The organism is Clostridium saccharobutylicum DSM 13864 (genome assembly GCF_000473995.1).
GTDB lineage: Bacteria > Bacillota > Clostridia > Clostridiales > Clostridiaceae > Clostridium > Clostridium saccharobutylicum.
In genome coordinates this window covers 5,052,501-5,072,763 of record NC_022571.1, presented here as the reverse complement: position 1 = coordinate 5,072,763, position 20,263 = coordinate 5,052,501, and the positions used below count along the sequence as shown (strand labels likewise).

The 20,263-nt window shown below is 27.5% G+C and carries 19 protein-coding genes and 1 pseudogene (1 of these 20 running past the window's edge); 12 read left to right on the top strand and 8 right to left on the bottom strand.

Annotated features, from left to right (window positions below; translation table 11 throughout):
- Positions 1–31: 31 nt before the first annotated feature.
- Positions 32–571, bottom strand: a complete 540-nt coding sequence (locus CLSA_RS21665; RefSeq protein WP_022750774.1) for a hypothetical protein — start codon at positions 569–571, stop codon at positions 32–34.
- 498 nt (positions 572–1,069) lie between these two features.
- Here CLSA_RS21665 and CLSA_RS21660 point away from each other — a divergent pair, with 498 nt between their 5' ends.
- From CLSA_RS21660 to rlmH, 6 genes are all read left to right on the top strand, one after another.
- The gene (locus CLSA_RS21660) at positions 1,070–2,338 is read left to right on the top strand and encodes a UDP-N-acetylglucosamine 1-carboxyvinyltransferase (protein ID WP_022750773.1); all 1,269 of its coding nucleotides are present in this window, start codon (positions 1,070–1,072) and stop codon (positions 2,336–2,338) included.
- Between the two features lie 24 nt (positions 2,339–2,362).
- Positions 2,363–3,154: an MBL fold metallo-hydrolase gene (locus tag CLSA_RS21655; protein WP_022750772.1), complete on the top strand. Its 792-nt coding sequence runs from the start codon at positions 2,363–2,365 to the stop codon at positions 3,152–3,154.
- 63 nt (positions 3,155–3,217) lie between these two features.
- Complete coding sequence (locus CLSA_RS21650) at positions 3,218–3,721, top strand: SEC-C metal-binding domain-containing protein (RefSeq protein ID WP_022750771.1); 504 nt, start codon at positions 3,218–3,220, stop codon at positions 3,719–3,721.
- Positions 3,722–4,031: 310 nt separating this feature from the next.
- The gene (locus CLSA_RS21645; protein WP_022750770.1) at positions 4,032–6,206 is read left to right on the top strand and encodes a methyl-accepting chemotaxis protein; all 2,175 of its coding nucleotides are present in this window, start codon (positions 4,032–4,034) and stop codon (positions 6,204–6,206) included.
- 480 nt (positions 6,207–6,686) lie between these two features.
- Complete coding sequence (locus tag CLSA_RS21640) at positions 6,687–8,132, top strand: MFS transporter (protein WP_022750769.1); 1,446 nt, start codon at positions 6,687–6,689, stop codon at positions 8,130–8,132.
- 120 nt (positions 8,133–8,252) lie between these two features.
- Positions 8,253–8,732, top strand: a complete 480-nt coding sequence (gene rlmH / locus CLSA_RS21635; RefSeq protein WP_022750768.1) for a 23S rRNA (pseudouridine(1915)-N(3))-methyltransferase RlmH — start codon at positions 8,253–8,255, stop codon at positions 8,730–8,732.
- A gap of 83 nt (positions 8,733–8,815) precedes the next feature.
- Here the strand turns inward: rlmH and CLSA_RS21630 are convergent, their stop codons facing one another.
- Positions 8,816–10,783, bottom strand: a complete 1,968-nt coding sequence (locus tag CLSA_RS21630; RefSeq protein ID WP_022750767.1) for a DUF262 domain-containing protein — start codon at positions 10,781–10,783, stop codon at positions 8,816–8,818.
- A 183-nt stretch (positions 10,784–10,966) separates the two neighbouring features.
- Between CLSA_RS21630 and CLSA_RS21625 the strand changes: the two genes are divergently transcribed.
- Genes CLSA_RS21625 through CLSA_RS21615 form a run of 3 tightly spaced genes read left to right on the top strand, consistent with a single transcriptional unit; the run spans position 10,967 to position 11,746 of the window.
- Positions 10,967–11,317: a hypothetical protein gene (locus CLSA_RS21625; protein WP_022750765.1), complete on the top strand. Its 351-nt coding sequence runs from the start codon at positions 10,967–10,969 to the stop codon at positions 11,315–11,317.
- Positions 11,318–11,322: 5 nt separating this feature from the next.
- Positions 11,323–11,511, top strand: a complete 189-nt coding sequence (locus tag CLSA_RS21620) for a hypothetical protein (protein WP_022750764.1) — start codon at positions 11,323–11,325, stop codon at positions 11,509–11,511.
- 46 nt (positions 11,512–11,557) lie between these two features.
- Complete coding sequence (locus CLSA_RS21615; protein ID WP_140395228.1) at positions 11,558–11,746, top strand: hypothetical protein; 189 nt, start codon at positions 11,558–11,560, stop codon at positions 11,744–11,746.
- 146 nt (positions 11,747–11,892) lie between these two features.
- Here the strand turns inward: CLSA_RS21615 and CLSA_RS22735 are convergent.
- Both CLSA_RS22735 and CLSA_RS21610 read right to left on the bottom strand, forming a co-directional pair.
- Positions 11,893–12,204: pseudogene (locus CLSA_RS22735) on the bottom strand (IS110 family transposase); the annotation flags it as partial.
- Positions 12,205–12,965: 761 nt separating this feature from the next.
- Entirely contained in the window at positions 12,966–13,748 is a 783-nt protein-coding gene (locus tag CLSA_RS21610; protein WP_022750762.1) for an N-acetylmuramoyl-L-alanine amidase family protein, read from the bottom strand.
- 478 nt (positions 13,749–14,226) lie between these two features.
- Here CLSA_RS21610 and CLSA_RS21605 point away from each other — a divergent pair, with 478 nt between their 5' ends.
- Positions 14,227–14,802, top strand: a complete 576-nt coding sequence (locus CLSA_RS21605; RefSeq protein WP_022750761.1) for an HTH domain-containing protein — start codon at positions 14,227–14,229, stop codon at positions 14,800–14,802.
- Positions 14,803–15,075: 273 nt separating this feature from the next.
- Here CLSA_RS21605 and CLSA_RS21600 read toward each other — a convergent pair whose 3' ends face one another.
- From CLSA_RS21600 to CLSA_RS21585, 4 genes are all read right to left on the bottom strand, one after another.
- Complete coding sequence (locus CLSA_RS21600; RefSeq protein ID WP_022750760.1) at positions 15,076–15,327, bottom strand: hypothetical protein; 252 nt, start codon at positions 15,325–15,327, stop codon at positions 15,076–15,078.
- Positions 15,328–15,374: 47 nt separating this feature from the next.
- Positions 15,375–15,647: a hypothetical protein gene (locus tag CLSA_RS21595; protein ID WP_022750759.1), complete on the bottom strand. Its 273-nt coding sequence runs from the start codon at positions 15,645–15,647 to the stop codon at positions 15,375–15,377.
- Between the two features lie 48 nt (positions 15,648–15,695).
- Entirely contained in the window at positions 15,696–15,962 is a 267-nt protein-coding gene (locus tag CLSA_RS21590) for a hypothetical protein (RefSeq protein WP_022750758.1), read from the bottom strand.
- 617 nt (positions 15,963–16,579) lie between these two features.
- Positions 16,580–17,305 carry a tRNA 2-thiocytidine biosynthesis TtcA family protein gene (locus tag CLSA_RS21585; RefSeq protein WP_022750756.1) on the bottom strand — a complete coding sequence of 242 codons (726 nt, stop codon included), beginning with the start codon at positions 17,303–17,305 and terminating at the stop codon, positions 16,580–16,582.
- 767 nt (positions 17,306–18,072) lie between these two features.
- Between CLSA_RS21585 and CLSA_RS21580 the strand changes: the two genes are divergently transcribed.
- Both CLSA_RS21580 and pdxS read left to right on the top strand, forming a co-directional pair.
- Entirely contained in the window at positions 18,073–19,023 is a 951-nt protein-coding gene (locus CLSA_RS21580; RefSeq protein ID WP_022750755.1) for a TRM11 family SAM-dependent methyltransferase, read from the top strand.
- A 390-nt stretch (positions 19,024–19,413) separates the two neighbouring features.
- On the top strand, positions 19,414–20,263 hold the 5' portion of the coding sequence (gene pdxS / locus CLSA_RS21575; protein WP_022750754.1) for a pyridoxal 5'-phosphate synthase lyase subunit PdxS. Its footprint extends 20 nt past the window's final position; only the first 850 of its 870 coding nucleotides appear in the window; its start codon is at positions 19,414–19,416; its stop codon lies beyond the right edge, outside the window.

Genomic DNA, 20,263 nt, shown 5'->3' with positions numbered 1-20,263 from the left:
TAATTCTACAGCTTATCTTTATTTTATATCGCTAAAAACTTTTAAAAATACATGATTTTAATGGAACATTCTTTTTTATAGTAGGTAGTTTCCATATCTCAATACTTTTAATTCTTAATTTAACAAAATTTTCTTTATTATATATGTCTGGGAAATTTAATTTAACATCTTGCTTTTTATAATCTTTAGGAACATAACCTAAATTAGCAAGAGAAATAAAATTATCTCCAAAAGATTTCACATTAAAGCCATTAATAGATAATGTATCAAAGAAATTACGCGAAAGTCTCTTTATGTAACCCTTATTATCAATTTTTAGATTAATGCTCTTAGTTGGTTCAGATAGATATACTAAGTCACTAGCATCAATTCTAAAACTTTTATAAGAGGCTATAAGTTTATCTATAATAGGATAAAGTTTATCTAAATTAGGATTTTCTATACCTACGAGTGGAATAAAAGGTAAGGGTGAATTTCTATTAGCCCTAAATTTTTTAGACATATTTCTTTGGATTGGCGAAATTACTTGATAGGTTTCCTCATCAAATAATGCAACTATATAGTACTTCATGATAAACCTCACAATCTCAATATTGTATTTGAGCATAATTTAAAAAAATAATAAGTTAATTAAATTTGTGTCTATTGTGTCAGCGAAGAAAGTTAATGTCTATTTATTAAATGATTTTATTCATGATATTAAATCTTTTTCGCATGTATAACTTATTATTTTATTTCATTGATATGCTTTACTAAAAGTTTTAATAAATTATAACATAATAAATTAAATAAAAGAATAATTAAATAACAATTGTATATGATAGTTTTGTAATTATTATTAAAATTTTACAGAAATATTGTGGCTATGCAGATAATAAATGGATGAATAAATATTATTATTGCAAGTACGCAAAGAAAAATTGTGGAAATAGCATATATACTTAAAAAAGATATTTAAATAAATTTAGTTTATGATATAATAATTAAGGTAGATTTGAACACTAAAATAGGTTAATAATGTAAATGGATAAAAATTGATAATATATATTTTATGGATAGGGTGAATTCAATGGAAAGATTAGTTATAAATGGAGGAAACTTGCTTAAAGGCAGCGTTGATATCAACGGAGCTAAAAATGCAGCAGTAGCAATATTACCTGCAGCAATAATGGCAAGTGAAGGAAAATGTACAATCGATAACATACCAGATATTGAAGATGTCCACTGTTTAGAAAGAATACTTAGAGATTTAGGTTGCGATATAATTAAAATAGATAATAATACGTTGGAAATAGATAGTACGAATGTAAATAAGTTTGACGCAAATACAGACGACGTTAGACGAATGAGAGCATCATACTACTTTATTGGCGCATTATTGTCAAGATTTAAAGAAGCAAGAGTATTACTTCCAGGTGGATGTCCTATAGGGGTAAGACCTATAGACCAACATATAAAGGGATTTGAAGCGTTGGGTGCTGATGTTATCATAGAGCATGGAGCAGTTAAAGTTAAGGCAGATAAATTAGTTGGTGCAAATGTATTTTTTGATGTAGTTTCAGTTGGAGCTACAATAAATGTAATGATAGCAGCAACACTTGCAGAAGGTGTAACAGTGTTAGAAAATGTAGCTAAAGAGCCACATGTTGTTGACGTAGCAAATTTTCTAAATTCTATGGGTGCTAACATAAAAGGTGCTGGTACTGATGTAATTAGAGTAACAGGAGTAGAAAGTTTAAAGGGATGTGCTTATAGTGTAGTTCCAGACCAAATCGAGGCAGGAACATTTATGATCGCGGCAGCGGCTACAGGTGGAGACGTTTATGTAAGAAATGTTATACCAAAGCATTTAGAATCAATTTCAGCTAAGCTTATAGAAATGGGAGCTACAGTTGAAGAAGGTGATGATTGCGTTAGAGTAACTGCTGATAAACCTTTAAAAGCTGTTAATATTAAAACAACTCCATACCCAGGTTTCCCAACGGATGTTCAACAGCCAATGTCAACGCTATTAAGCATTGTTCCAGGTAGAAGTTTAATTACTGAATCCATTTGGGAAAATAGACATAAGCACATAGATGAATTGAAGAAGATGGGTGCTAATATAAAGGTTGAAGGAAGAGTTGCTATAATAGATGGAGCAGAAAAGTTAACTGGCGCTATAGTAAAAGCAACAGATTTAAGAGCAGGTGCAGCAATGGTTATTGCTGGATTAATTGCAGAAGGCACAACTGAAATAACTAGTATAGAACATATAGATAGAGGATATCCTCATATAGAAAATAAATTTAGAGCCTTAGGAGCAGATATAAAAAGAATAAAAGTTGATGAAGAGTAAAATAATGTTATGGGAGGGGTTAAAATGATATTTTGTTCTTTATATAGTGGTAGTAGTGGGAATAGCATGTTTGTTGCTACTGATAAAGTTAAGATATTAATTGATGCAGGACTCCCAGGCAAAAAAATTGATGAAGCATTAAAACAAATTAATCAAGAACCAACTAATTTAAATGGAATCTTCATAACTCATGAACATAGTGACCATGTTAAAGGTGTAGGTGTATTATCTAGAAAATATGATATTCCTATATATGCAAATGGAGATACTTGGGCTGCTATGGAAAGCTCAATAGGAAAGATAAAAGAACATAATATAAAGGTAATTGATAAAAGATCAATTACTCAAATTGAGGATATGAGTATTAAAGCTTTTAATATTCCACATGATGCCGTATCTCCAACAGGATATACAATAAGTGATAGTAAAAAGAGTATAAGTGTAGCAACAGATTTTGGTACTTTTACAAGGGAAATTTATGACAATATTAAAGATTCAGAGGTCATACTTCTTGAAAGTAACCATGATGTTAATATGCTTAAGTTTGGACCATATCCGTATACATTAAAACGAAGAATACTTAGTGAGATAGGACATCTATCTAATGATGATTGTGGAAACGCAATTGTTGAATTAGTTAAATGCGATTCAAATAAGAAAGTTATTTTAGGCCATTTGAGCAATACAAATAATCAACCTGATTTAGCTTATCAGACAGTTCTTAATGTACTAAATGAAAATGGAATTAAGCAACAAAAGGACATAATTTTAACTATGGCAAATAGGCATAATCCTAGTAGTTATATAGAAATTTAGATTATCTAAGTTTCTAATTTATTAAAATAATATATAATGAAAATTTAAGGGAGGACTTAAACTATGAGTTTATATACAAATTGGACTGACATGGTTGTTGACTATGTAAAGACTAAAGGAGAAAATGCTTTCTGGGCAGAATACAGTAAATTAGAAAAGGGAATATACAAGGATTTATTAGCTAATCATAAAGAAGCTAAGAAAACTACAATAAATGAATTATCTAAAGAATATAATTCTTCAGTAGAATTCACTATGGGATTTATAGATGGAATTAATGATAGCTTAAAGAAACCATATGATCTTGAAGCTATTGAAGCTGATACTGAATTAGTATTAGATATAAACTTAGAAACTTTATATTATAATATGCTAGATGCAAAAGCTGAATATTTATATACATTACCACAATGGGATGGAATATTCTCAGAAGAAAAGAGAAATGAAATTCAAAAACAATACAAAGAATCTAAAATTGTTAGAAACACAGAAAAAGTGGGCAGAAACGATTTATGTCCATGTGGAAGTGGCAAGAAATATAAAAAATGTTGTGGAAAAAATCAATAATATAAGCTTAAAAGTCCTATTTTAAATAGGGCTTTTTTTCATATGAAAATCAAAATGAAAAAATATTTTACAAATATAAATTAAGTTGTTATAATTGTGGTAAATAATGAAAACAAGGAAAATAATAAATTTTGCTATGGCAGCACTAATACTAGATTTTTTAATCTATTATTAGTGCTTTTATTTTAAGAAATTATCGTGCAATTACGCTATTAATGTGTATTTATAGAGATAAAACATCAAGTAAATACGATACAAGTTTATTTTTAATATAAGCAAAATTTAAATAGAAATTAAGGTGGTAAATAATATGATTTTAAAAATGAGATATTTACTTAATAAGAATTTAAGGGAACATTCAGAGAAAGTATTTGAAGGAATATCTAATGGAAGAAAAAAAGCATTAGATAATTGGTTTAAGGACCAATGGGCTCAAATAGAGAATATAAAGAGTTCACTTACAACTTTAGAAGATAATGATTTTGTAATAAATAACTATTTACTTGAACATATTAAGAAACATGAGGATTTTTGTGAGATATTTATTTTAGACAATGAAGGAATTGTATCAGTTTCTTCATGTAAACAGCATATAGGATTAAACATGAGTGATTTACCTAATTTGAAAACAGGGCTTGAAGGTAAACCATTAATGTATGGTCCGTATATTGATAAGAGAACACTTGATACGGATATAAGTAATAAGAAATTTGTGGATGATGTTACACTTATGTTTTCCTGTCCGTGTAGAAATCATAATGGTGAGATACGAGTATTATGCTGTAGAGTTTTAAATGATGATATGAGTAATGTTATTCAAGATGAAGATACTCATATATACAAGGATTCTGGAGATAATTACTTATTTATGGTTAAATCAAATAGAGGAATAAAGCCAGGAACTGCAATCTCAAGAAGTAGATTTGAAGATAATACATTTACTCTAGGTGAAAATCTTAAAGATGGGATAAGAACTAAGAGTTGGGGCAATGTAAGAATTAAAGAACATACTGAATTTGAAATCTTATTCAATGATCCAGCAACTAATACTTTACATAAAGGTGTAGATAACACAATTAAAAATGGACAAAATCTAGATTGTTGGCCAGGATATTCAGATTATAGGCACATAATGGTTGGTGGGAAAGGAACATTGATTAAGCCGCCTAATTGTGAAGAAGTTTGGGGGATGATGTGTGAGGGGGATATAGATGAAATATATAACTTTCAAAGCATTAATTTTAAAATACCATTAGCAGTATCAATTATGTCTGCAGCACTACTAATAATAAATGCTATATCAATGAAGTTTGTGCCAAGCATGAGTATATATATATCTTTAGTAATATGGATTATATTATCTACATTTACTTTAACAATTTGTAGGAAGATGGTTGTATCTCCCTTAAGTAAGACAATAGATATATTACAAGATATTGCAGAAGGTGAAGGAAATTTAACAAAGAGAGTTAAGAAGATGTCATCTGATGAAATTGGAGAATTATCAAGATGGTTTAATAAATTTATAAACAATCAAATGAGTATGTTAGATAGAGTTAAGAAATCAGCAAAAACAACTAAAAAATCAGTTAACATAGTTTCAGAAATAACTAATGATGTTAAAAACGGCATGGGGTTAATTGAGAATACGGTTGTAAGTTTATTAGAAAATTCTCAAGAACAAAATGTAGTATTCCAAGATACAAAGAACAAGTTTTCTGAAATATCAGCCTCAATTCAAGAAATGGACAGCCTTGTATTAGAAGTTTCCGGAATAGTTGAAGAAACAAATGACAATGCATCTGTAGCTCAAAATGCTTCAAAAGAGGTTATAGGAAATATGAAAGATTTAGAGATTACTATTGGTGAAACTGTAAACTCAATTAACACGTTGCAAGGATATTCTAAAAAGATAAGTGAAGTTGTTAATGTAATAAGTAATATCAGCAAACAAACTCAGCTGCTAGCTCTTAATGCATCAATTGAGGCAGCTAGAGCAGGGGAAAGTGGAAAGGGATTTTCAGTTGTAGCGGGAGAAATATCTAAACTAGCATCTGAGACAGAAGAGGCAACTAAGTCAATAAGCAATTTCATTAATCAAGTTCAGGGGCAAACTCAATCTACTTTTGAATATGCAGGAGAGATAAATAGCAAAATAATTAAGTCTACAACAAGCGTAAAAGATTCAATGAAATCTTTTAACAAAATTAATAAAGATATAAATATAATATCTGATGCTATGAAGTCTATCACACAAATAACATCAACTCAAAGTGAAAGTGTAGGTGATGTTATGAATAATGTTAGTACTATGGCAGACAGAATAGAGCAATCTACTGAAAGCAGTTCAAATAAGAGTGAAAAATCATTAGTAGTTGTTGAGAAGATTTTAGATGGAATAAAACAATTAAAACAAGCTACTGAGGTGTTAGAATATTCATCAGATAATTTAAATGAAATGGTAGGATCATTTAAATTGAAATAATAAATAAAAATATAATTAGCTTTGTTAAAAAACAAATATTAAGTTGTCAGAGTTGCAATACTTATTAAAGCTTAGTTAGAATAATTCACAGAAATATAAAGGAAGTAGAGAGGATTTTATTAAATCTCTCTACTTTTTCACATAATAATAATAAATTTGTGGATAATTTTTTTTAAAAGTAAAAAACTGTGGATTATATTTATTATGTTTTAAGAATTATCATCTCATTTGTGCAAATAATAAAAGTATATTATAATTTAGATTTAAACGCAGTTAAGGCGTATTTAAATAAATAAAAAGTCTCTTTGCCAATCTATTTTTCATCATGCTGAGCCTACAAATTGACTTAATAGACACACTATAAGGGCAATTTACTTCCTTGTCTGATGAAAAATATCCATGACAAATTGGAATTGTTATTTATTTTCACGTGAGTAACATGCATTGTACAAAAGATATATACAGAAAGGACAAAAAAATATGCAAAATGTAGAGAATGATGATAGAGCACATAAGAAAAGATGGATAATATTACTCACGATAGTGTTATTAACATTTATGGCTACTCTTGATAGTAGTATAGTAAATGTTGCGCTACCTGTCATGGCTGAAAAACTTTCAGTAAGTATGGCATCTATAGAGTGGGCAGTCACAAGTTATTTAATAGTTATAGTAGGAACAATTCTTATATTTGGAAGATTAGCTGATATTAAAGGAAAAACTACAATTTTTAAAACAGGGATTGTGATTTTTACAATTGGATCTTTAACCTGCGGAATATCTAATTCATTAGTAATGTTGGTAATTTCGAGAGGTCTTCAAGCTATAGGTGCTGCAGGAACTATGTCAACAAGTCATGGAATTATAACACATACATTCCCTAGTAATGAAAGAGGAAGAGCACTAGGAGTAAACGGGACATTTGTAGCATTAGGTTCAATGGTAGGTCCACCAATAGGAGGGATAATAGTATCAGCTTTAAGCTGGCAATATATTTTCTTAATAAATGTACCAATAGGTGTATTGGCATTTGTTCTTGCAATGAAGACACTACCAAAAAGTGATAGTAATGTAAATGAAAAATTAGATGCAAAAGGTGCAGTGTTGTTTGGTTTAGCTATGATATTATTATTTGGAGCATTAACGTTTGGTAAAGAAATTGGTTTTAACAATAATGCTATTATTATGAGCTTTATAATTGCATTTGTATTATTTATTTTATTTATAATAGTTGAAAAGAAAATAGATCAACCATTAATAAAACTCGAAATATTTAATAATTCCTTGTTTTCACTAAGTGTATTTTGTGCATTTATTTCTTTTGTAGCAATAAGCTGCTCAAATATAATTCTTCCATTTTATTTGCAATATGTTATGAAGTTAACACCATCACTTACAGGTATTTTAATGATGGTTTCACCAATAATATTATCAGTTGTTGCACCTATGAGTGGATATGTATCAGATAGATTAGGTTCAGAAGTTTTAACATTCTTAGGTCTTGTAGGAACTAGTTTGGGATTATTTTTAATGTCAATATTAAATCAATATTCTCATTTGGGTTTACTAATTGTATTTATAACAGTTATAAGCGTAGGTAATGGAATGTTCCAATCTCCTAATAATTCGTTAGTTATGTCTACTGTGGATAAGAATAAGCTTGGAATTGCAGGAAGCATAAATGCATTAGTAAGAAATTTAGGAATGGTTTTTGGTGTATCATTATCCACTACATTTTTATATAATCGAATGAGTAGTAAGATAGGATATCATGTTACAGGATATATAGAAGGAAGAGATGATATTTTTGTATATGGAATGCAGTATGTTTATGTGGCAGCAGGTATAATATGTGGTATTGGAGCAGTTCTTACTGCATATAGACTATATAAAATAAGAGCAAAGAGAAAAATAAAAGAAGCTTAAGGCACAATCAAATAAATAACAAGTTTATTTGATTGTGCCTAAAGATAAAATTAATTCAAAGTACTGAAGGGAGAATTATTCAATGAATTTGTTAAAAATTCATTGAATAACGTAAGAAAGATGAATATTACTATAATTACTGTTGGAAAACTAAAAGAAAAATATTTAAAAGATGCTATAGAAGAGTATTCTAAGAGACTAAATAGGTATTGTAAACTAGATATAATAGAAATTGCAGATGAAAAAACACCAGATAATGCTTCTGAAAAAGAAGAGGAAGCAATTAAGGAAAAAGAAGGGCAAGCAATATTAAATAAAATTAAAGATAATATGTTTGTAGTAGCAATGGATTTATGTGGGAAGCAACTAACTTCACAAGAGTTTTCAGATTATATACATAACTTAGGTGTAATTGGAAATTCTAATGTTGCTTTTATAATAGGAGGAAGTCTTGGAATTTCAAAAAGTGTTTTAGTTAGAGCTAATTATAAATTATGTTTCTCAAAGATGACATTTCCACACCAACTTTTCAGAGTTATGCTTTTGGAACAAATTTATAGGGGATTTAGGATAATGAAGGGTGAACCATATCATAAGTAAATGCCAAATTTACTAAAATTGGATAAAAAATTCATATAACTAAAAAGCAGTTATATGAATTTTTTATTATTTATTAAACATTATCATTTAAGAAAGGATAACCCTAGAAAATCTTTTTTTTCACTCTTTTTTGAAGAGCCAATTTTAATATTCCATCTAGTTATAAGAAAATTCACTAACTTAATTCCTCTGCTTAAGATTTCATTGGCACTCCAATCTTCGTAGTTAGTTAATTCTATTTCTGCATAGCTTCCATATTTATATCCTAATGAATTTTCTAAATTATATTTTTTATCAGGAAAAGATTTGTTACCTAATTTACCATTTTTGGGTTTTGATATACCGACAAAGTTACCTAATGAGCATTTTAGACTACTTCGTTCTTTGGTCGAAAAATTCTTAAACATTCTTAACCAATATTGATTATGTGAGTTTTGAGGATATATATGTTCTATAGAGTCATATGGTTGAATGAAATACAAATCTCTATCTAATTTTGAGACTTTGTTTTTACTTTGTTTCATTAAACTTGTTTCGTATTCACATAAAAAATATCGTAACCAATTAGTATGATAGAAACCGCATCTAGAATAATACATGATTAATTTTTTATTATCAGTTGCTGTAATAATTTGATTAGAAGTCTTTTCAATTCTATCTATTATTTTAGTAAGATTAGTTTCAGATTTATTTAATTTTAATACAATCTGTTCAAAATCAATTTCAAAAGTATGATTACCTTCTAACACTTCGCTAGGATAGAATAGCATTAAAAATAAGTATCGCTCTAATAATTTTAATAAATTGAGTATATCCTTATCACTTTCGTTCATATCCAAACATGCTAATAAAAATACTGTCACACCTGACCGATAGTATCTGCTACAATATGTTATTATATAATTTATTTTATTAATATATTCTTTTACATCATCACTAAAGTTTGATGATAGTGGATTATTTATGTATTCCCATATTGTAATACTACTTTTCATACTTTCTATATAATTAAAAATTTCCTCTATTTTTAGTTTATCGTTGATTACATTTAGAGGAATAAAATATTCTTCAAGTAAATAATTTTGTTGTATTTCATTAGCACTACGTAAATATCGGTAGTTACTATGCTTGTCCATAATTTTTTTAAGTTCATTACAAAAATAAAATTTAAAATGAGCATTTAAAAAGTCATCATCTAATAATTTGTTATCTTTATTTTTGCCAAGTAAATGATAAATATCCTTCCAACATTCATTTATATTTCTTCTTAATCGCTTTTTATCATTATCATTGGTTTTAAATAAAGTTGATAAATAAATTAGTCTATTTTTTAGTAATTCTAAGTGAGATAAAGGTTTTCCTCTGTTATTCATAGTTTCAAAGGTTACAAATACATCTATATCAGAAGAAATAACATATAAATTAAATAAGAAGTGCTGTGTAATTTTAGTATAAATACTTTCTAAATCTTTAGTATTAGATATTAAATTAAGTTTATTCATAAAAAAATCTTTTGCATCTCTTAAATTTGATGTGTAAATTGTTTCTTCAATATGTGAACTAGTCTGAGTTTTTTGTTTGAAAATTTTATTAATGAGATATTCATAACTAGGATTCTCATTTTCATAGCCAAATATGTATGTTCTAGACTTGTTTTCATCTTTTGAGTCAAAGATAAAACGTCTGCTTATTTCCTCTTGAGATGTATAATTAAGTTTATTTATATTACGCTGTTCCATAATTTCTATAATAGAATGAATAAGCAGAATAGATGTGGTTAATCGTTGTTGTCCATCTACAACAAAATAGGGAACAAATCGTTTTGAATCTATTAGCCAAGTATCATCAATCCATGTTTTGTATTTGGCTGAGTCTACTGGTTCTAGAGTTAATACTCCAACATAGTGATTCTTATTTTCTTGTAATCTTAATAAGTCATTCCAAAAATCTTGAACTTCTTTTATAGTCCAAGAGTAACCTCTTTGATAATCAGGAATTCTGAATATTTGTTCAGTAAAAATTTTAGATAATGACATCAATTGCTCTGTCATGATATTCCTCCATTTACATATGCTAATATATTATGATTATATATTACAGCATATGGATTTAAATGTATATGATATTAAAGTAATAACAATAAAAATATATTATAGTAATGGAATAATAAGTAGAGGAGTCTTGAAACAATAAGGATTTGAGGTTTCTTTTATATATTTTAAGGAGGAATAAAGATGATAAAACTGTACAAAAAAGGACAACTAGAAGAACTAAAAGAAAAATACTCAAATGAAATACTAAAAGAAGCAGAAGAAATAATAACATTACTAGACGATAACTATGGTGTTACTAGAGATGTAGACAAAGACTTAGGAGGATATATAGCACTATTGGAATCAAAAGAAGATGTTGCAGAAATAAAAGCTAATAATATAAGAGGACTACTTCCAGAATATACAGATATTATAAAGAGTGATGATGGTATTGATTACCATTCGTCACTTTTTCTATTATCCGATGATTATTCCATTGTAGTGTTTTCAACTAAGGAGCTTCATGAAATTCTAATAGAAAAGGAGATGTAATTGAAATGGCAAAGCAGACTGAAACCAAAATAATAAAAGAGATGAGCTATTGCAAAATATATAATAAAGTAAGCATAGAAGATGATGATTACTTTATTACAGACAGGAATAAATATAATGTAAAAGTAATATCAATGTATGACAAAGATGGAGATATTGTAATTAAAGAAAATGCTATATGCATTTGCAGATAAATTTTTAGACGAAAAGGATTTGGAAAAAGTAAAGGAGGAGATAAGTATGACAAAATTAGGAGAAATGCTGGTTCAAGATGGAATCGAAAAAGGTAAGATAGAAGGAAAAGAAGAACAAGCAATAGAAACAGCTAAAATTGCAATAAAAGAGGGAATGTCAGACGAACTAATAGCGAAATTAACAGGTCTTACTGAATTTCAAGTTAATATTATCAGAAAATCAATAACTAACTAAGTAAGAGTTAAGGGATATCGTAATAGGTATCCATTTTGGATAAAAAAGGGTTATAATTTGCCATTGATACGGAGAACCGTATCATAAATAAAGGATAACAAGTAAATAAAATGAATTCGGTTATAACTATAAATTTATTACTTATTTCTTATGTCTCCATTTTTGTTAGACTTAGTAACGAGTGGATTGATAACAAATGTGTTATCAAAATATTTATTAAGATAGTGGAAAAGAGAGAAGTGGTACACACCAGTGGACTCCATGAAAATTGCAGTTTTCATGTTAAACTCTTCTTCCACTTTTTTTATTTCATTAACTAAGTGGTTGAAACCATTGACATCATGCTTTACCTTAAAGAGTTTCTTATAGATATCACCATTCGGTGCGAGTATTGCAGCATATGAAAAATCAGCTGAAACATCAATTCCTACTACAGGACTATAAAAAAATTTAGATATTGTATATATATATCCTTTAAATTAAATTTTAGAGATAGAATAGAACTTCCACTCTATCAGATAGTTTATAACCTTGTTTGTGACATGGGTAATTCCCCAAGGGAAACCCAACCAGCTAAACATAGAATTCTACCTGATGGAATGATACGCTATTTTACGGGTATAAGTCTTTAAGACTTCCCAGGGTTCTAACATCTATCTTCTATTCAAGAGTATTATACTAAACTAAATTAAATTTGGTTAGATTCCTTTAAGGAATTCAAATAAAAAACTATTTAAGATATGAAATGCATATTCCTTACCGTGGCGTAGGCAAAGTAATAGATGAGAATATTAAAAGTAATAAGGAGTGTAATGTTCGTTAGAAAGATAAATAGTTTTCTATAAAATGTTACAACTAGATTATATAAGGGTTTCTCATTGAGAATTTAATATATCACAAACAGAGAAATTAGATATATGTTTGTGATATAGTCCTATCGAACAAATATATATCTAATTTAGGGGGGGATCCACATAATCTCTATTCTCATTGCAGAACCCTATATGAGAAAATTATGATAAATTGAAAGCTGTGGATAATTTTTAAATGTGGATAAATCCACAAACTGCAAAGTAGATTTTTTTGTATAATCAGCGTGCAGTTTTAAAATAATATATGTTATCCACAGTCTTTAAATATATATGTTGAAAATTAAGAGCTACATTAAAATTAGTTATTTTATAACTAAACTAGTGAATAAATTATATTGTAATATATATTATGAATTTTTATTGTTAATTGCATTTACTATTCCAGCATCAATGGCATTAACAAATTTATTTTGATATACAGTATTATTTAAAATATTTTCTTCTGTAGGATTACTTATAAATGCAAGTTCAGTTAAAATAGACACTGCAGACGTATGACCAAGAACATAATAATTAGCTGGAGCTATACCTCTATTTTGTAAACCTACAGATTTTATTAACTCGTTTTGAACAGAGTTTGCTAAATATTTACCTTTGACACTATTATAAGAAAAGAATGTCTGTGTTCCATTTGAAGATGCAAGCTTACTATCATTGTTATGAATGCTAATAAAATAATCGGCATTAGAGTCAGTAGCCATTTTTGTACGAGTTCTTAAATCTAATTTTACATTAGATGGCCATGGTACATTATCGCTTGTCCTAGTATAGATAACTTTATAACCTTGACTTTGCAATAGATTTCCTAATTTCAAAGCTATTTGTAATGTTATATTCTTTTCCTGTATTCCTGATGGACCAATAGCACCACTGTCATATCCACCATGTCCAGCATCAATTACAATGGTAGGTGCTGATGAATTAGTTACATCGCTTGTACCACTTTTATCGTTTATAGTATTGTTGCTGCTTGTACTATTTGTTGCCTTTGAATTTAAGGTGCTATTAGCTTTATTAATATAGTTTTTATTAACATTTACAGTATTAATATTTTGAGCATTAACTCTAACTGATATAATAGTTGAAAATATTAAAGTTAATCCTAAAAAGTAAAATAAATATTTTTTCATTTGAACCACACTTCCTTTTAATAATTAATATTTTACAATCGCTTTATTGTAAATTTTAACCAAATAGGTAACTTTTATTCAAAATATTAATTATAATTTTACAGAATTATTAGTTACCAATATTACTTAAAGAAATAGTACTTTAGAAAGTAATGGAATAGTTGGTTTCGAAAGTTGGGTATCAAAAGTTTTTTATAAACTACGGTCGCGATAAAATTTAAGAAATTAATCAATGGAATGAAATGAAATCTGATGATAAAAGTCACTTTATTTTTTGTTTTAAAAAGAAAATTTGTCATAATCGATTAATAATCATCGAAAAAGTATTAATAATCGATTTTAATCATATATATTGTTGACTGATGATTAAAAAGAGCATATAATGTGATTATTGATGATTATTTGTTGATTAATATATGATTGCTGATTGATTATTAGCTGATTGTTTATTGATTGTTGATTAAGAAGGTGATTATAGATGGAACAAGAGAGTTTTTTTACAATACAACAAGCCGCTGCAGAAATTTTAAAGCAACGTAATTATCCTATTAAAGCTAAGGAAATAGCTGAAATTGCTTTAAAAGAAAATTTAATAGCTCCTAGTAAAGCTAAGAATCCAGTTATTAGTTTATCTCAGGTTCTTGAAAGAAATATTAGAATGAATATGGGAAATAATCCTAGATTAGTATTCATTAATACTGATAAAGGAAGAATGATAGGACTTCCAGAAATGGATGTTATAAAAAAGAACGAAACTTGCAACGATGTACATGTTAAGAATGATACATTTATAAAAAATGATGTACTTATTAAAAGTGATGCAGTTATAAAAAGCGAAGCACATATTAGAAATGAAGAAAATAGCTTAATATCATTACTAAAAAAACATTTACCATATGCAACTATTGAAAAAATAGAACTGTTTATGAGAATAAAAAAATATTCTGAAATAGATTATGCTATTATTGAATTAATAAAAAGAGGATTAGTTGCAAGCACTAATGATATTTTACAAACATTAAAGAGCGAGTTTGAAGATTCTGATAATGCTTAAGTCTATTAAATAAAGTTTTATATAATAAATATTTTTATATGTAGGATAAGTAAAATAAAATTAATAAATATTAAAAAGTAATAATATTTACATATTACAAGTATAAGTAATGGGTTATTAATAAGCAAATTTAATTAAAAATAAGTAGTTTCTCAATTAAGTGGAGGCTGCTTATTTTTAATTTTAAACAATACAATAGTACACCTTTAAATTAATTTTATCTTTTTTGAATTTAGAAAAGCCTAAAGGCTCTTCTAAATCTACTATAATTATTTATTCTTTATATTCAAACACATTGTTATTATTATTCATAGCTATAGAGCCAGTTACTGTTTTTGGTTTAGAACTATTTAAGTCATTTCCTTCACCATCCATTATATGAGTCTTATGAGAATAAACTTTTGAATGTGATTCATGTTCATGATTTAGGTTTTCAGTATCAGGATCTTCTGGTCTTGTACCAGATAATATTTGAGTATTATAATCTCCAGGAGTTGGGTTGTAGGGTGTCTTTTCTTTGGCCATAGTTATCACTCCTAACATAATAATTTTAAAATTTTCTAAATATATTGTTATTTTTGTTTAGAATCATTTTCTAAATCATAATTATCAGGAGAAAGCATGTCTTGTGTATAATCAAATTCTTGGTTAGAAATATTATTTACAACAATGGGATCAACAGCTGGATTAGGCATATTGATTGGAAAATCCACGCCAGTTCCGCTTTCTACAGCATCATCACTTGGATGATAATTAGTCCTCATTTTTGGTAAATATGGGTTAGAAAAAGCTTTTTTGCTATCATCTCTTACATGTGAATTGTTATTTGATTTTTCTTTACTCATTGAAAACACTCCTAACTTAAAATTAATATTTTTTATTTTGGTTTAAGGCTATATATTGCCTTTGTACTCAAATTCATCATCAGTGTTATTCATGTCAGAATATTTTGCTAATGTAGGTATTCTTTCAGTATTTTCACCTTTAATACTTTTATGATGTGAAGTTGAGTTATCTTTAGACTTTAATACATTGTTAGCATGGTATGTTTTATCATCATGTAAACAAAAATTTGGCTGCGATGAATGTTGAGAATTATTTACTCTTTCCATGATATAGTCGCTTGGAATTGGATTTTTAGGTATTTTTTCTTTAGCCATACTAATCACTTCCTAACACAATAGTTTTAAAATTTAATTATGAAATATAGTATGATATAGATAGTAATATAACAAGTTTATATTTAATTAAAGTAGCAAATTTAATAGTGTAATTCCATAATCAACTATCTATCTATAAGCTGAAATACAAACTAAATTAAATTTAGCTATATAAGTATTATTTGAAGAAAAAGATTTATTAATGCGTGAAATACTTGGAATGGATATGAATTAGTTTCAATGGTTGACAATAAAAATCATTATAGTAACTTATTTAATGATTATGTTAAAGTATGTTTAAGTATATATAGCAACATTTATAAAGTAGTGACAATAGTTGATATAATTTTATTATGTTTAAACAATTTTTTGGGGATAGTGTGAGATGATTTTAGGATTGTTGGATGAATGGATAAGAAAATTAGTAAAAATAACTTTTAAGAAAGATAAAATAAAAATAAAAACTAAGATTTGCTTAAAAAATACTTTGATTTTTTAAGCAATAATAAGTATAAATTTAGATATATAAAAAACCATGCATATAGAGAAGTCTATTTTCTTATTTATGCATGGTTATTAATTTTATAGAGATTTATATGCATTTTACAATAGCATGTTTATTGTTTAGATATTAATTTTTTATCCCAAATAAAAAGCTGATCAGAATTGTTTAAGCAGCCAAATAGATTTTCTTTAAATCCTGGCATTCTATTATTGAGTTCAACTATTAATTCTTTAATATCCTGTCTTGTAGTTTTTCCATCAGCAGGACAAGGATTTTTTATTATTGGAAAATTGTATTTCTTTGCAATATTTCTAATAGAATTTTCTGCAATATAAACCATCGGACGAATTAATGTTATAGCATCCTTATCCATAAATGTTTTTGGAGAGAAACAATTAACACGACCTTCGTATGATATAGACATAAGAAGGGTTTCTATAGCATCATCCTTATGATGACCTAATGCTACTTTATTACATCCAAGTTCCTTAGCTGTATTATTTAAAATTCCACGTCTAAGCTTAGCGCATAATGAACATGGATTTTTTTCTTTTTTTATTTCAAATACAATTTCACCTATATCAGTTTGTATTTCATGAAAAGGAACATTTAAATTTTTACAAAGTTCATGAAGAGGTGCATTATTGACTCCACCTGGATTTAAAGTAATTGCTATTAAATCGAAAGATTGTGGTGAAAACTTTTTATATGAATTTAATAAATGAAGTAATGTTAAACTATCCTTGCCACCAGAAAGTCCAACAGCTATTTTATCTCCATCCTTAATTAAGCTGAAATCATTTATGGCTTGACGCAATTTACTAAGAAGCTTTTGCATTTTTAGTATCCTCCTAAATATAAAATATTTATTTAAATTAAAAATATTCAATTAACAGTTAGTAATTAAAAATTGAATCATTTTAAGAGTTAATGATTCAATTTTAATTAAGGTTTATATGTGATTTTAATGAACAAGAATTTAAACTTTATAAACCTGTATAAATCAAAATTTTTAGTGATTATTTACGCACATAAAATAGATTTTATCACATCATCATATAGATAAACAAACTCTGAATTAAATTTTAAAATATATTCTATAGAAAGAAGCGGGCATGTTTTACATAATGTTGCATTGGAAATTTGGGATGTGGATTTCTAGCAAAAAATTAAATCAGATCTATTCATTTCAAATATGAATTCTATTTTTTATTATTGATGCCACAGGCATTATTAACGTCTTTTTCTAATAATTCAACTCCTTCTTTTACAGATGTACCCTAAGCAGAGGTTGAACCAGATAAAGGTCTCATAGCTCCAATTTTAAGTACATCTCTTGAATAGCTTGTACTTTAACTAGCATTTCCACCACAATTGGCAGTAGTATCATATGGAGTTATTTAGTTATATAGTTCTTAGTGATATTTTTCATATTTGTTCAAAGGATGTATAATTTATGTTAGAAGTAAAAAAGAGAAATTTATTATTTTTTGCTTTTAAAATAAATTTATTAATTTCATAAATTTTAGAAAATGTTAGTATCTATAATATATGAAATGATAATTTTGTTAAGAAAATTTAAAGAATTAAAGAGGTTAAATATAATTGAATAAAAATATATTAAATTTTAAAGGTGAAAAATATTTATACGTTATTAATTATCCAAAGTCTGAAGAAAGCTTATGCAACATGGAAATGAAATGTTTATTTAAAAAAACTCCAGATAAGAAATACTTTTTTTCCAATTGCTATGTTAATCCATCTAGAAGTCCTTTTATAAAAGATATGGTTTCGGTAATATACGAGGAAAATTCATTGGAGAATATAGTGAATAAAGTTATAGAAGATAATTTATCATATGATGATTTTAAAGTATGTTATATAAAACTTGAAGATGGAGACATAAGTTATGAAGAAAGGCTTAGGAGCGTAAGAGAGATAGGTCTTGTTATAAATGGTCAATCAGAAATGCATAATCCTAAAATAACATTAGGAATTACAAATATTGATGGAAAATGGGTATTTGGTGAATATAAGAGAAATAATTTTGCTTGGCATATTCATGATACTAAACCTTATTCATATTCCAATTCTCTAAGTTTAAGAGTAGCAAGAGCGTTAGTTAATATAGCAGTTGAAAATAATTTAAATTGCAAACTAATAGACCCTTGTTGTGGAGTGGGTACTGTCGTTATAGAAGCTCTTTCAATGGACATTGATGTAAAAGGATGTGAAATTAACAATAGTATTGCAGAGAATGCTAAAAGAAATTTAGAGTTTTTTGGATATGAAAATGTGATTACTAGCGGAGATATGCACAAGATAAAAGAAAAATATGATATTGCAATTATAGACTTGCCTTATGGATTATTTACGAAAACAACTCTTAATGAACAGAGAGCTCTTATAAAAGGTGCTCGTAGAATTTCGGATAAATTAGTTATAGTTACGCTTGAAGATATGAGTAAATATATTGAAGATGCTGGCTTTAATATTGTAGATACATGTTATGTTTGTAAAGGTAAGTTTAAAAGGCATATAAGTATATGTAAATAGTGTTTATGCTTAGAAGTTTTTAAAGATAACATTATTATATGCTAAATTAAAAGAAGCTCAGCTTATCCGTTGGTAATTTGATAATGTATTTACATTTAATTTTGGCATTTGAAGAGTGGATTATTGATGAATTTACTTAAATGAATATTAAAAATATAATGCAAATATTAGATAGGTTATATTAGAAATCTAGTATTTGCATTGTTTAATTTAAATTGTTTTCTAAATCTTAATTAATGTTGTTGTATATAAAATTAAGTATCTAACATATATAATGATGAATTTTAATAGTGTATATATTTTTTTGGTCTTGAAAATTGTATGCATACATTTGTATTGTACGCATACATGTTTTATCATATTAATTATTAAAACAAAGGGGGCTTTGAAATGGAAAGAGATGTAATAAATAAAAATCTTGCTCAAATGTTAAAGGGCGGAGTAATTATGGATGTAACTAATAAAGAAGAAGCTATTATTGCAGAAAAGGCAGGGGCATGTGCTGTAATGGCTCTTGAAAGAGTACCTTCTGATATAAGAAAAGAAGGTGGAGTTGCTAGAATGTCAGATCCTAAAATGATAAAAGAGATACAAGAGGCTGTATCAATTCCAGTTATGGCTAAGGTTAGAATAGGACATTTTGTAGAGGCACAAATTTTAGAAGCATTAAATATTGATTTTATTGATGAAAGTGAAGTGCTTACACCAGCTGATGATAAATATCATATAAATAAAGAGGAATTTAAGGTTCCATTTGTATGTGGTGCAACTAATATTGGAGAAGCATTAAGAAGAATTGGTGAAGGTGCATCAATGATAAGAACTAAAGGTGAAGCAGGTACAGGTGATGTAGTGAATGCTGTTACACATATGAGAACTATGAATGATCAAATTAAAGAAATACAAAAAGCAGGTAAAGAAGAGTTGATGACAATAGCTAAGAATTATGGAGCTCCATATGATTTAGTTAAATATATATGGGAAAATGGTAAGCTTCCAGTGGTTAACTTTGCAGCAGGTGGAATTGCAACTCCAGCAGATGCTGCACTTATGATGCAGTTAGGCAGTGAAGGTGTATTTGTAGGATCAGGAATATTTAAATCTGATAATCCAGAGAAGAGAGCTAGAGCAATAGTTCTTGCAACGACATATTACAATGATCCTAAAAAGTTAGCAGAGGTTTCAGAAGATTTAGGTGGAGCTATGAGTGGTATAAATGCAAATGAAGTAGCTACAAAGT

Bases quoted from the DNA above. Each gene is read 5' to 3' on its own strand.
- CLSA_RS21595 (WP_022750759.1), bottom strand. From the start codon at position 15,647: ATGAGTAAAGAAAAATCAAATAACAATTCACATGTAAGAGATGATAGC.
- CLSA_RS21660 (WP_022750773.1), top strand. From the start codon at position 1,070: ATGGAAAGATTAGTTATAAATGGAGGAAACTTGCTTAAAGGCAGCGTT.
- rlmH (WP_022750768.1), top strand. From the start codon at position 8,253: ATGAATATTACTATAATTACTGTTGGAAAACTAAAAGAAAAATATTTA.
- CLSA_RS21600 (WP_022750760.1), bottom strand. From the start codon at position 15,327: ATGGCCAAAGAAAAGACACCCTACAACCCAACTCCTGGAGATTATAAT.
- CLSA_RS21610 (WP_022750762.1), bottom strand. From the start codon at position 13,748: ATGAAAAAATATTTATTTTACTTTTTAGGATTAACTTTAATATTTTCA.
- CLSA_RS21630 (WP_022750767.1), bottom strand. From the start codon at position 10,783: ATGACAGAGCAATTGATGTCATTATCTAAAATTTTTACTGAACAAATA.
- CLSA_RS21620 (WP_022750764.1), top strand. From the start codon at position 11,323: ATGGCAAAGCAGACTGAAACCAAAATAATAAAAGAGATGAGCTATTGC.
- CLSA_RS21640 (WP_022750769.1), top strand. From the start codon at position 6,687: ATGCAAAATGTAGAGAATGATGATAGAGCACATAAGAAAAGATGGATA.
- CLSA_RS21665 (WP_022750774.1), bottom strand. From the start codon at position 571: ATGAAGTACTATATAGTTGCATTATTTGATGAGGAAACCTATCAAGTA.
- CLSA_RS21605 (WP_022750761.1), top strand. From the start codon at position 14,227: ATGGAACAAGAGAGTTTTTTTACAATACAACAAGCCGCTGCAGAAATT.
- CLSA_RS21585 (WP_022750756.1), bottom strand. From the start codon at position 17,305: ATGCAAAAGCTTCTTAGTAAATTGCGTCAAGCCATAAATGATTTCAGC.
- CLSA_RS21625 (WP_022750765.1), top strand. From the start codon at position 10,967: ATGATAAAACTGTACAAAAAAGGACAACTAGAAGAACTAAAAGAAAAA.
- CLSA_RS21590 (WP_022750758.1), bottom strand. From the start codon at position 15,962: ATGGCTAAAGAAAAAATACCTAAAAATCCAATTCCAAGCGACTATATC.
- CLSA_RS21655 (WP_022750772.1), top strand. From the start codon at position 2,363: ATGATATTTTGTTCTTTATATAGTGGTAGTAGTGGGAATAGCATGTTT.
- CLSA_RS21645 (WP_022750770.1), top strand. From the start codon at position 4,032: ATGATTTTAAAAATGAGATATTTACTTAATAAGAATTTAAGGGAACAT.
- CLSA_RS21615 (WP_140395228.1), top strand. From the start codon at position 11,558: ATGACAAAATTAGGAGAAATGCTGGTTCAAGATGGAATCGAAAAAGGT.
- CLSA_RS21650 (WP_022750771.1), top strand. From the start codon at position 3,218: ATGAGTTTATATACAAATTGGACTGACATGGTTGTTGACTATGTAAAG.